Source organism: Paraburkholderia sp. 31.1 (genome assembly GCF_014397645.1).
Taxonomy (GTDB): domain Bacteria; phylum Pseudomonadota; class Gammaproteobacteria; order Burkholderiales; family Burkholderiaceae; genus Paraburkholderia; species Paraburkholderia tuberum.
Genome location: NZ_VZQN01000043.1, coordinates 17,142 through 29,267 on the forward strand (window position 1 = coordinate 17,142; position 12,126 = coordinate 29,267).

At 64.4% G+C, this 12,126-nt stretch carries 11 protein-coding genes; 4 read left to right on the forward strand and 7 right to left on the reverse strand.

What is annotated here, in order from left to right; translation table 11 throughout:
• Window positions 1-29: 29 nt before the first annotated feature.
• From F6X37_RS28050 to F6X37_RS28060, 3 genes are all read right to left on the reverse strand, one after another.
• Window positions 30-929, reverse strand: coding sequence for a MipA/OmpV family protein (locus F6X37_RS28050; RefSeq protein WP_187613550.1), 900 nt, complete (start codon window positions 927-929; stop codon window positions 30-32).
• Between the two features lie 358 nt (window positions 930-1,287).
• Window positions 1,288-2,046 (reverse strand): peptide-methionine (S)-S-oxide reductase MsrA, encoded by a 759-nt coding sequence (msrA, locus tag F6X37_RS28055; RefSeq protein WP_187613551.1) that lies wholly within the window; start codon window positions 2,044-2,046, stop codon window positions 1,288-1,290.
• A 147-nt stretch (window positions 2,047-2,193) separates the two neighbouring features.
• A complete protein-coding gene (locus tag F6X37_RS28060) occupies window positions 2,194-2,709 on the reverse strand; it encodes an Lrp/AsnC family transcriptional regulator (RefSeq protein ID WP_187613552.1) in 516 nt (171 codons plus the stop codon).
• Between the two features lie 140 nt (window positions 2,710-2,849).
• Between F6X37_RS28060 and F6X37_RS28065 the strand changes: the two genes are divergently transcribed.
• Entirely contained in the window at window positions 2,850-3,866 is a 1,017-nt protein-coding gene (locus tag F6X37_RS28065; RefSeq protein WP_187613553.1) for a 1-aminocyclopropane-1-carboxylate deaminase, read from the forward strand.
• 14 nt (window positions 3,867-3,880) lie between these two features.
• Here the strand turns inward: F6X37_RS28065 and F6X37_RS28070 are convergent, their stop codons facing one another.
• Window positions 3,881-4,792 carry a LysR family transcriptional regulator gene (locus F6X37_RS28070; RefSeq protein ID WP_184060001.1) on the reverse strand — a complete coding sequence of 304 codons (912 nt, stop codon included), beginning with the start codon at window positions 4,790-4,792 and terminating at the stop codon, window positions 3,881-3,883.
• A 137-nt stretch (window positions 4,793-4,929) separates the two neighbouring features.
• On the opposite strand from F6X37_RS28070, the gene F6X37_RS28075 reads away from it, so the two are divergent.
• Both F6X37_RS28075 and F6X37_RS28080 read left to right on the forward strand, forming a co-directional pair.
• The gene (locus F6X37_RS28075) at window positions 4,930-5,655 is read left to right on the forward strand and encodes a pirin family protein (RefSeq protein WP_187613554.1); all 726 of its coding nucleotides are present in this window, start codon (window positions 4,930-4,932) and stop codon (window positions 5,653-5,655) included.
• 97 nt (window positions 5,656-5,752) lie between these two features.
• Entirely contained in the window at window positions 5,753-6,166 is a 414-nt protein-coding gene (locus F6X37_RS28080) for a DoxX family protein (RefSeq protein ID WP_187613555.1), read from the forward strand.
• 112 nt (window positions 6,167-6,278) lie between these two features.
• Here F6X37_RS28080 and ahpF read toward each other — a convergent pair whose 3' ends face one another.
• The 3 genes from ahpF to prpR form a co-directional block, all read right to left on the reverse strand.
• Window positions 6,279-7,877, reverse strand: a complete 1,599-nt coding sequence (ahpF, locus tag F6X37_RS28085; protein ID WP_187613556.1) for an alkyl hydroperoxide reductase subunit F — start codon at window positions 7,875-7,877, stop codon at window positions 6,279-6,281.
• A gap of 173 nt (window positions 7,878-8,050) precedes the next feature.
• The gene (gene ahpC / locus F6X37_RS28090) at window positions 8,051-8,614 is read right to left on the reverse strand and encodes an alkyl hydroperoxide reductase subunit C (RefSeq protein ID WP_090809789.1); all 564 of its coding nucleotides are present in this window, start codon (window positions 8,612-8,614) and stop codon (window positions 8,051-8,053) included.
• A gap of 148 nt (window positions 8,615-8,762) precedes the next feature.
• Window positions 8,763-10,784: a propionate catabolism operon regulatory protein PrpR gene (gene prpR, locus F6X37_RS28095; protein ID WP_187613557.1), complete on the reverse strand. Its 2,022-nt coding sequence runs from the start codon at window positions 10,782-10,784 to the stop codon at window positions 8,763-8,765.
• Window positions 10,785-10,984: 200 nt separating this feature from the next.
• Between prpR and F6X37_RS28100 the strand changes: the two genes are divergently transcribed.
• The gene (locus tag F6X37_RS28100) at window positions 10,985-11,869 is read left to right on the forward strand and encodes an oxaloacetate decarboxylase (RefSeq protein WP_090810512.1); all 885 of its coding nucleotides are present in this window, start codon (window positions 10,985-10,987) and stop codon (window positions 11,867-11,869) included.
• The last annotated feature ends 257 nt before the right edge of the window (window positions 11,870-12,126 follow it).

The following is a 12,126-nucleotide window of genomic DNA, read 5'->3' on the forward strand; positions in this document are numbered from 1 at the left end:
CGGCGCAATGGCTGCGCGGCGGCGGTGCGTCAGAACCGGTAGTTGATCGACACGTCGGCGACGCCGGTCGCGCGGCTGCGCGTGATCGGACTGTTGCCCGCGCTGCCGACGAGCTGCTCGAACGCGCCGTCGGCGGTCGCGAACCAGTGCTTGCTGAACAGCCAGATCGCGCTGACGCCGAAACCCACCGACTTGAAGCCCGCGCTCGCGTGGTACTGCGGATACTGCGAGTGCGCGGCCTGCTCCTGATTGACGCCGAACCAGCTGTTCATGTAATTGGAGTCCGCGAGCACCACGTTCGGGCCGGCGAACCAGAAGAACTGCCTGGTGCTGCCGGGCATCGGCATATAGGCGCCGAGATCGCCGATCCAGCCGTTCGATCCGCCGAAATAGCGGCGGATATCGGCGCGCAGGACGAGCGGAAAATCCTTCGACACGACGTACTCGCCCGAAAGCTTCAGACCGGGCGCCGGGTTGATGTTGCCGAGCCCGTTGAGTTCCTGCGGATCGTTCTGGCCGCGTCGCCCGAGGTCGTAGACCGCGGCGAGACTCATGCGCCAGTTCTCGCCCTGCGCGAAATTCACGCCGAAACCTTCGCCGCTCGACAGAAAGAACAGATCCTTGTAGCGCACGTCGATGCTCGGGCCGGCCACCAGGTGATAGCGGTCCGATCCTTCGAAGCGCGGCTGGAACGATGTGGCCACGCCGAAGCGCAGTTGCCAGTCGGGAATGTTCGGCTGCCACATCTTCTGCAGCGGAATGCCCGCCGAATATTGCCATTCGCCGAGCGGCGACGGCGTCTGCGCGAAGACCACACCCGGCACGCAGGCCATCGCGCCCAAGGTCGCGGCGACGAGCGAGCTCGCCGCGATGCCGGTTTGTTTATGGCGAGGCATGGCGCCCCGCTTCTTTCTACGGCTGTTGACCACCGGAAGCCTCCAATTTCGCTCGTCGCGATGAGGTTAGGTTTTCGCCCGGGGTCTAGCGCGGACCCAAACACGCGGACGACCGCCGCGCTGTTACTTACGGCGTGTAATTTTTCCAATCGATGAAGCGGGCAGCGCGATGTGCACGAGGCGCGGCGAGCCCGCATGACCCACGCGCTAGCGTGGTGGCCACTGCGCATAGTCCTTGCGCGCCGCGGTGACGCGGACAGTGGCCAACGGAACATTGCTGCGCAAGATATGCGCCAACCCTGTGGAAGATTGGTGACGAGCGCGACCCAAGGGGTAAGCCGAAGACGGTCCGGCGCTGCGGCGGCGCCGCTGGCGCCGCCGTTCGGAGGGGTTATTGCCCTGCTTCGACGAGCACCGGCTTGTCGCGATACAGGTTGGGGAACAGGCGTTTCAGGTTGGCGATTTTCGGCATGTCATTGAACACGATGTAGGCCGAATCGGGATGCAAGGTCAGATAGTTCTGGTGATACGACTCGGCCGGATAGAAGCCCTTGTAGGGCTCCGTCTTCGTGACGATCGGCGCGGGGAACACGTGCGACTTGTCGAGCTGCGCAATGTAGCTTTGCGCGACGTGCCGTTGCGCGTCGTTCAGCGGAAAGATCGCGGAGCGGTATTGCGTGCCGCTGTCGGGCCCCTGACGATTCAGCTCGGTCGGGTCCTGAACCACCGAGAAATACACCTGCAGCAACTGGCCGTAGGTGACCTTGCCAGGATCGAACGTGACCTGCACCGATTCGGCGTGCCCCGTCTCGCCGCCGCTGACGGTCTCGTACTGCGCGGTGTCGCGTGAGCCGCCCGAGTAGCCGGACACCGCGCGTGTGACACCGCGCACATGCTGGAACACCCCCTGGACGCCCCAGAAGCAGCCACCCGCGAACACCGCGGTTTCCTCGTGCGCGGTGCTGGCCGGGATCGGTTCGTCGAGCGCGGGCGGCGCGATCACGACGGCGCTCTCCGCCGCGAACGCGACGCGCTGCGCGAGCGGCAACGCGAGCGCGGCCGCGCCTAGCAGCAACGACAACACGGCCGCGCGTGTGCGTTTCGAGCTGCCGCCGAACGATGTAAGGAATTGCGGTCTGTTGCGAGTCATGATGGTCGCTCCGGAAAAGTGCCGGCGCCCGCCCGCGTTGGCACGGTGCTGCCACGGCCGCATGCGGGTGCGCCGAAGCTTGGTCGCGCGGGCGCGGCGTTTATGACAGCATGCGCGCTTTCGCGGCCGGCGGCGCGGCCGCGCGGCTCACAGCGGAAATTTCGTGGTCGACAGGATTTCCTTCAGCACCATGAATGAGCGGATCTGCCGTACGCCCGGCAGATACAGCAACTGCTCGGCGTGGAGTCGATTGAAGCTGTCGCTGTCGCGCGTGCGGATCACCATGAAATAGTCGAACTCGCCGGTCACCACGTGGCACTCCATGCAGCCGGCCACTTTCTGCGCGGCCTTCTCGAACTCGGCGAACGACTCGGGCGTCGAGCGATCCAGTACCACGCCGATGATCACGAGCATGCCCGCGCCGGCCGCCTTTGGATCGAGCAGCGCGACCACGCCGCGAATCAGCCCCGATTCCCTCAAGCGTTCGACGCGCCGCAAACACGCCGGCGCGCTCAGCTTCACTTTCGCGGCGAGCGCCACGTTCGAAATCGACGCGTCGGTTTGCAACTGCCGCAGGATCGCGCGATCGATGCGATCGAGCGGGTGGTGAATCGCGCCGATGCCCGAAGGTGGCGCTCCAGCACGAACTTTCGTTGCGCTCATGACCATGTGTACGAAGTTTTGTTAGGAAACTGACATTCTTTGATTTCGAAAAATACGTCTAAGCGATTTTTTTCGCAAGCTCATTTCTGGCGGTTTTTCCTAACATGTACTCACGGAAATCACCCCACCACGGAGCCGCGATGAACCTGCAACGATTCCCCCGCTACCCGCTCACCTTCGGACCGACGCCAATTCAACCGCTCAAGCGTCTGAGCGAGCATCTCGGCGGCAAGGTCGAGCTGTATGCCAAGCGCGAGGACTGCAATAGCGGCCTCGCGTTCGGCGGCAACAAGACCCGCAAGCTCGAATATCTGATCCCCGACGCGCTCGCGCAGGGCTGCGACACGCTCGTGTCGATCGGCGGCATCCAGTCGAACCAGACGCGCCAGGTCGCGGCGGTTGCCGCGCATCTGGGCCTGAAGTGCGTGCTCGTGCAGGAGAACTGGGTCAACTACTCGGATGCGGTGTACGACCGCGTCGGCAACATCCAGATGTCGCGCATGATGGGTGCCGACGTGCGGCTCGTGCCGGACGGCTTCGACATCGGCTTTCGCAAGAGCTGGGAAGACGCGCTCGACAGCGTGCGCGCGGCCGGCGGCAAGCCGTACGCGATTCCGGCCGGCTGCTCGGACCATCCGCTCGGCGGCCTCGGCTTCGTCGGCTTTGCCGAAGAGGTGCGTCAGCAGGAAGCCGAACTAGGCTTCAGGTTCGACTACGTCGTCGTGTGCTCGGTGACGGGCAGCACGCAGGCTGGCATGGTCGTCGGTTTCGCCGCCGACGGCCGCGCCGATCGGGTTATCGGCATCGACGCATCGGCGAAACCGGCGCAGACACGCGAGCAGATCACGCGCATCGCGAAGCGGACCGCCGAGAGCGTCGAACTGGGCCGCGACATCACCGCGAAGGACATCGTCCTCGACGAGCGCTACGGCGGCCCGGAATACGGTCTGCCGAACGACGGCACGCTCGAGGCGATCCGTCTGTGCGCGCGGCTCGAAGGCATGCTGACCGATCCGGTGTACGAGGGAAAGTCGATGCACGGCATGATCGACAAGGTGCGTAACGGCGAATTTCCGGCCGGCTCGCGCGTACTTTATGCGCACCTGGGCGGCGTGCCGGCGTTGAGCGCGTATAGCTTTATCTTCCGCAACGGTTGATAGGGTTTAGGGGATTAGCCGACGGGCGTCCGCGGTTCGGTCGCGAGCTTCTTCCTTAGATGCCTGCGCAGAAACTCGACGAATGCCCGGATCGTGACCGAGCTTTGCCGATGCTGCGGATACACGGCATAGACGCCCGTCGCCGACGGCAGGAACGCTTCGAGCACGGGCACGAGTTGTCCGCTTGCGAGCGCATCGGCGACGATGAAATCCGGCAGCCGAACGATTCCAAGTCCCGCGACGGCCGCATCGCGAATCAGATCGCCGTTATTGGCGCGTAACGGCCCGCGCACCTCGACGCTCTTCACCACGCCCTCGACGCTGAAGTCCCAGCTCACCGCGCCGCCGTGGCCGTACAGCAGACATTCGTGGTTCGCGAGATCGCCAGGCACGGCCGGGCTGCCACGCCGGCGCAGATAACCGGGGCTGCAGCACGCCACCATCTTCACATCGATCAGCTTTTGCGCGATCAGCGACGAATCCGCCAGCGTGCCGATACGGATCGCCATATCGAAGCCTTCGCCGACCACATCGACGGCGCGGTCGCTCAGTTCCATGTCGAAGCGCACGTCGCGATGCTCGCGCAGAAACGCCGCGACGAGCGGAGACAGATGCATCATGCCGAACGACATCGGCGCGCTCACGCGTAGCAGCCCGCGCGGCCCGGCGCGGCGCAGCGACATGGCCTGCTCGGCGTCCTCGACCTCGCCGAGGATGCGCTTCGCGCGCTCGTAGAACTCCTGACCCAGATCGGTCACCGCCAGCTTGCGCGTGTTGCGGATCAGCAGTTGCACACCGAGTGCTTCCTCGAGCGCCATCACACGGCGGCTCACGAACTGTTTCGACAGCGACAGCCGGTTCGCCGCGGCGGTGAAATTGTGGGCGTCGACGGTCGCGACGAAGATGCGCATGTCATCGAGTTGCATCGTATTGTCCACTCCAATGCGACAGTGTTTCCGGTTTTATCATGATTATAGCCATCCGGATTGACTTAAACTGTCGTTCATGGATCGCAGCCAAACATCTGGCCCGGATCGCACGACAAAACTCAAGGAGAAAGAGCATGCTCGAAATCAGACACGCCAACCAACGTGGCCGCGCGGAACACGGCTGGCTCAGTTCGCGTCATACGTTTTCGTTCGCGAACTATCACGATCCGAAGCAGAACGGCTTCTCCGACCTGCTCGTGATCAACGACGACCGTGTGGCGCCGGCGCAGGGCTTCGGCAAGCATCCGCATCGCGACATGGAGATCCTTTCGTACGTGCTCGAAGGCGCGCTCGAACACAAGGACACGATGGGCACGGGCTCGGTGATCGTGCCGGGCGACATCCAGTTGATGAGCGCGGGCACCGGTGTGGCGCACAGCGAATACAACCATTCGAAGAGCGAGCCGGTGCACTTTCTGCAGATCTGGATCGCGCCGGCCCAGCAAGGCACGAAGCCGCGCTATCAGCAACTGCACTTCGGCGCGGCCGACAAGCGCGGTGTGCTGCGGCTCGTGCTGTCGCCGGACGGTGCGAACGGTTCGCTGCAGTTGCAACAGGATGCGCGCGTGTATGCCGGTCTGTTCGACGGCGAGGAAACCGCGCGGCTCGAACTCGCGAAGGACCGCTATGCATATGTTCAGGTGGCGCGCGGCAGCGTCACGGTGAATGGCGTCGAGCTTGGCGAGGGTGACGGCGCGCGGGTGCGGGGTGAAGAAGCGCTGACGTTCACGCAGGGCCGCGATGCGGAAGTGCTCGTGTTCGACCTGCGTAATATCGAAACCTCGGCGTTGTGGGCATAAGCGCTCCGCTTGCGCCGCTATTGACTCAAACCTGAACGCGGCTCGCTGGACGACGATTTCCAGCGAGCTTCATCGCTCGACCCTATCGGGAAAAATCATGCGCTACACACTGTTTGAAAACCAGAAAGACTTCGTCGTTCTCGTCGCTCGAATCCTGCTGATGGTGCTGTTCGTGATGTTCGGCTGGTCGAAGCTGACCGGCTTTGCCGGCACCGTCGCTTATATGACGTCGACCGGCGCGCCCGTGCCGGAGTTGTCGGCTGTTATCGCGGTGGTGATGGAGCTTGTGGTGGGCGTCGCGCTGTTAGTGGGATTTTTCACGCGACCGCTGGCGCTGCTGCTTGCGGTGTATACGCTCGGCACCGCGATCATCGGCCATCACTACTGGAACATGACCGGCGCGATGCAGTACGACAATATGATTCATTTCTACAAGAACATCGGCATCATCGGCGGGTTGCTGCTGTTGTGCGTGACCGGCCCCGGCAAGTATTCGTTCGACCGGCGGTGATACCGATTCCCGTGCTTTAACGACAAAGGCCCGCACGAATGCGGGCCTTTGTTGCATGCGCAAACTGAAACGGCGGCCCGCGGGCCGCCGTTTGCCTCTCTGAGCTACCGAATCAAACCGCTGCTTCGGCTTCCGCTTCCGCTTCGCTGACCGCCGCGACTTCTTCGCTGTTGCGGATCAGGTGATCGAATGCGGACAGCGATGCCTTCGCACCCTCGCCCACCGCGATCACGATCTGCTTGAACGGCACCGTGGTCACGTCGCCGGCGGCGAACACGCCCGGCACCGACGTCGCGCCGCGCGCATCGACGACGATCTCGCCATGCTTCGACAGCTCGACCGTGCCCTTCAGCCATTCGGTGTTCGGCACGAGACCGATCTGCACGAACACGCCTTCGAGTTCGACCGTCTTCACTTCGCCCGAAGCGAGGTCCTTGTAGACCAGACCGTTGACCTTCTTGCCGTCGCCGGTGATTTCCGTGGTCTGCGCCTGCGTGACGACCGTCACGTTCGGCAGGCTGCGCAGCTTGCGTTGCAGCACCTCGTCGGCACGCAGCGTCGCACCGAATTCGAGCAGCGTCACTTCGCGCACGAGACCCGCGAGGTCGATCGCGGCCTCGACGCCCGAGTTGCCGCCGCCGATCACCGCGACGCGCTTGCCCTTGAACAAGGGGCCATCGCAGTGCGGGCAGTACGCGACGCCATGATTGCGATACTCGCGCTCGCCCGGCACGTTGATTTCGCGCCAGCGCGCACCGGTCGCGAGGATGATCGTCTTCGCCTTCAGCACCGCGCCGTTGGCCAGACGTACTTCGATGATGCGCCCCGGAATCAGCGCTTCGGCGCGTTGCACGTCCATGATGTCGACGTCATAGGTCTTCACGTGCTGTTCGAGCGCGGTCGCGAACTTCGGTCCTTCGGTTTCGGTCACGGAGACGAAGTTCTCGATCGCCAGCGTGTCGAGCACCTGGCCACCGAAACGCTCGGCCACGACACCGGTCGCAATGCCCTTGCGCGCCGAGTAGATCGCCGCCGCCGCGCCCGCCGGGCCGCCGCCGACGATCAGCGTGTCGAACACCGGCTTGTTCTCCAGTTGCTTCGCGGCGCGCGCACCGGCGTTGGTATCGAGCTTCGCGAGGATTTCCTTCACGCCGCTGCGGCCCTGGCCGAAGGTTTCGCCGTTCAGGAACATCGTCGGTACCGCCATGATCTGGCGCGCGTCGACTTCGTTCTGGAACAGCGCGCCGTCGATCGCGACGTGACGGATGCGCGGATTGATCAACGCCATCACGTTCAGCGCCTGCACGACTTCCGGACAGTTCTGGCACGACAGCGAGAAATACGTTTCGAATTGATAGTCGCCGTCGAGGCTGCGGATCTGTTCGATCACCGCATCGTCGAGTTTGACCGGATGGCCGCCGACCTGCAGCAGTGCGAGGACGAGCGACGTGAATTCATGCCCCATCGGAATGCCGGCGAAACGGATGCCGGTTTCCTTGCCCGCTTCGCCAATCGAGAACGACGGCTTGCGTTCGTCGTCGCCGCGACGCTCGATCACCGTGACGCGCTCCGACAAGGTCGCGATGTCGTTCAGCAGGGCCAGCAGCTCCTGGGACTTCGCGCTGTCATCGATCGACGCGACGAGCTCGATAGGCCTGCTAACTTTTTCGAGGTACGACTTCAGTTGAGTCTTGAGATTGACGTCGAGCATGGCGTTGCGATTCCGTGACGAGGGGTGTGGGTGTCCCGGCGCCGCACGCATCCGGATAGGACGTGTTGGGCCCGGGGACGCGCGAAGCGCCGTATCAGGCGATTCGCGCGGTGAAGCGCCGGGAAGATCCCGGCAGATGCAGACTGCGGGGTGCAGCGTGAGCTGCGCGGACCTTAGATCTTGCCGATCAGGTCGAGCGACGGGGTCAGCGTTTGCGCGCCCGGCGTCCACTTGGCAGGGCACACTTCGCCCGGGTGCTTGGCGATGTACTGAGCGGCCTGAACCTTGCGCAGCAGTTCGCCAGCGTCACGGCCGATGCCGTTGTCGTGGATTTCGCACAGCTTGATCTCGCCTTCCGGGTTGATCACGAACGTGCCACGCAGCGCGAGGCCTTCTTCTTCGATCAGCACGTCGAAGTTGCGCGAGATAGCGAGCGTCGGGTCAGCCAGCATCGGGTACTTGATCTTGCGGATCGTATCCGACGTGTCGTGCCAGGCCTTGTGCGTGAAGTGCGTATCGGTCGACACGCTGTAGATTTCCACGCCCAGCTTCTTGAAATCTTCATAACGATCGGCCAGGTCACCGAGTTCGGTCGGGCACACGAACGTGAAGTCGGCCGGGTAGAACACGAAAACCGACCACTTGCCCTTCAGGCTTTCTTCAGTGACGGTCTGGAAATCGCCGTTGTGAAAAGCCTGTGCTTTGAACGGTTTGACTTGACTGTTGATGATCGGCATTTGCTAAATCCTCTCTTTGAGGGGGTTGGAAAGTAGAGCCAGTATGTCAGACTGCGCTTAATAGGTAAAGCGGATTGTGTTAATGAGTTCGATAGTCTCGCGCTATTCATTTCCTCAGTCGAAACTATCGGACTATTTGCCGGGCGTTTCAGCCCTTCAGAAGCCGCCACAGCGTGGTTCTGCCGATGCCGAGCGCTCGGCTCGCGGCGGCGCGATTGCCGCCCGATTGTTCGAGAGCGCGCAGCGCAGCCTCACGGCTGGGGGTAGCGCGGGGCGCCGTACTGCCGGGCGCAGGGCCCGGAGGCGCCTGGGTGATCTGCTCGACCTCGACCGCGCTGATCCGGAAGAACTCGGGAAACACGGCCTGCCGGTCTGGCAAGGCGTCGGCAATCAAGTTCCCGGACATCTCGTTGGTTGGCTCACCGATATAAATCGCCGCGCGGGCCAGGAGATTTTCCAGTTCACGGACGTTACCGGGCCACGCGTAATCCGCAAAAAGCGGGGCGAGAAACACGAGCACCCGCTCGAGCCCCGCCGCCGACAAGCCGTACTGCAGCGCGCTGCGCTCCAGCAGATGCCGCGCCAGCGGCGCGATGTCGGCACGGCGTTCGCGCAGCGGCGGCAATTTTATCTGAAGCAGATTTAATCTGAAATACAGGTCCGCGCGAAACGCGCCCTCCTCGACGAGCGCGTGCAGATCGCGGTGCGTCGCGGCGATTACCCTCACGTCGACCGGCGTCGCGCGGCCCGCGCCGAGCTTCATCACCTCGCGCTCCTGCAGCACGCGCAATAGCCGGCTTTGCAGCGCGGCCGGCATTTCGCCGATCTCATCGAGAAAAATAGTGCCGGTGTGCGCGATTTCAAACAACCCCGGCTTGCCGCCGCGCCGCGCACCCGTGAACGCCCCTTCCTCGTGTCCGAACAGTTCGCTTTCGATCAGCCCCTCGGGCACCGCCGCGCAGTTGAACGCGACGAACGGATTGCCGCGCCGCCGGCTCGCGTTGTGGATGCCCTGTGCGACCAGTTCCTTGCCGGTGCCGCTTTCGCCGCTCAGGAGCACGGTCGCGTCGTGAGCGGCGCCGGCGCGCGCGAGCCGGCGCACGCGCTCGAGCGCCGCCGACGCGCCGATCAGATCGTCGAGCCGGTGCCGCGCGACCAGATGCCTCGGCCGCTGGCTGGTGCGCAGCGAACGGTCGATCCGCTGCGCAACGAGCGCGTCCTGCGCCGTCACGACGAAACCGGCGCGCGCGCCCTGCTCGACGATCGGCACACAGCCGACGATCAGTGCGCGGCCGCCGATCTGTTCGATGCGTTCGTCGACCGGCTGGTCGGCGGCGCGCGTCTCGCGCAGCAGCGGCGCGAGCGCGCGCGCGACTCGTGCGGGGGTGTCCTCGTCGTCGTTTGGGACCGCCTGCGCGGCGCCTAGACCGAGCAGTTCGAGCATTGCCGGGTTGACGGCTTCGAGCTGGGCTGCTTCGTCGAACGCGGCGACGCCGTCGCGCAGATGCGCGACGATCGTGTTCAGGCGCACCCGCTTCGATTCCTTCTGGCGGCTCACCCGCGCCAGTTCGACCGAGCGCTCGAACGCTTCCTCGACCGCGGCAAGCGAATACAGGAACACGCTTTCCATGCCGGCCTGCTGCGCCAGATCGCAGGCCATGCCAGCGCCGACCACCACGTGGCAGCCCTGCGCGGCGAGTTCATCGACTGCGAGCCGCACTTCGTCGATCGACCGATACGCGCGCTGCCGCAGATCGACGTTCAAGAGCGGGCTCAGGTCGGCCAATTCCTGCGCGATTGCTTCGTGCAGCACGAGCCCGATGCGCGCCTGCGGCCATGTGGCGGTCGCGCGCGTGATCGCGCTCAGCACGTCGAAGCCATTCACCTTGACCATTACCACCGGCACGCTGAGGTTCTCGCGCAGGTACGCGCCGTTCGAGCCGGCGGACAGTACGACGTCGACCGAACCTGCGTCCACGTAAGCCTGCAACGCGGCGACGGCCGCGCCGTAGCCCTCCCGCACCGTGAAGAACTTCGCCCGGCCCGCGTAGCGCGGCGCCACCGCCTCGCAAAGCGACTGCAGTCGGCTGATACTGACGAGTGCGACACCGGGCCGCCCGGTATCGACGGCGGGGCCAGGATTGGCGACAAATGGGGTGAACGTGGACACGCGGCTCTCCTTGATTGAAACGTTCCTCGAAACGTTTCATGAAACGTTTCACCGATTGTGCCATGAACGTCCAGGCAGGAGTTCATATCGCGCAAACCCTTGTTCCAGCGGCACGACCGGCGAACTGCCGTTCAATGGCACGCTTCCTGCAGAATGTCGGCCGCGTTCCCTTACCGATTTCCCTTCTGGAGACCTGCATCATGACCACCACTTCCGCCACCCGCCGCGCCGCGTTCCGCGCCAAGGTCAATCAGCGTCAGGGCCTGCTCGTGCCCGGCGCGTTCAACGCGATGAGCGCGCGCGTGATCGAGGACGCCGGCTTCGAGGCGGTCTACATCACCGGCGCGGGCGTCACCAACATGTCGCTCGGTCTACCCGACCTGGGCTTCATCGGCCTTGCCGAAGTCGCAGAGCACACCGCGCGCATCCGCGACGCGGTCGCGCTGCCGCTGATCGTCGATGCCGACACCGGCTTCGGCAACGCGCTGAACGTGCGCCAGACCGTGCGCGTGCTGGAGCGCAGCGGTGCCGACGTGATCCAGTTCGAAGATCAGGTGATGCCGAAAAAATGCGGCCACTTCTCGGGCAAGGAAGTCGTCGCGGCGAGCGAGATGGTCGGCAAGATCCGCGCGGCTGTCGACGCGCGCGAAGACGCGAACCTGCAGATCATGGCGCGCACCGACGCGGCCGCGGTCCACGGCATCGAGGACGCGATCGAGCGCGGTCATCGCTTCATCGAGGCGGGCGCCGACATCCTGTTCATCGAGGCGACCGAATCGCTCGCCGACATCGAGCGTCTGCCGGGGCTGTTCAATGTGCCGCAACTGATCAACATCGTGATCGGCGGCAAGACGCCGGTGCAGTCGCGCGACGCGCTCGCGAAGCTCGGCTACGGCATCGTGCTGTACGCGAATGCGGCGCTGCAGGGCGCGGTGCTCGGCATGCAGCGCGCGCTCGGCACGCTGCAAAGCAACGGCCGCCTCGACGAGGACGCGACGATCGTCGCGCCGTTCAGCGAGCGCCAGCGGCTCGTCAACAAGCCGCTGTATGACCGGCTGGACAAGGAGTACGCGGGGAAGGACTGACGCTCGGGCGGCGGCGCGGCGGTGCGACGCGCTGCATGCCTGCGCGATGTGGAACCCTTTATTGCGTTAGGATTCAGGGCTGGCAATCGGGCACGCTGATGTTCGCGGCGCCGGCCTCGTCCGCGGGGCCGCTCTCCCGGCTGCCGGCAGAAGCACAAAAACGCAAACGAAAGGTAGTCGCAAGCACCATGAAGTCAAACTCTTCACGCGCCCCGCGCGGGCTCGTCAATTGTCTTTCAGCGCGCACGCGCGCAGCA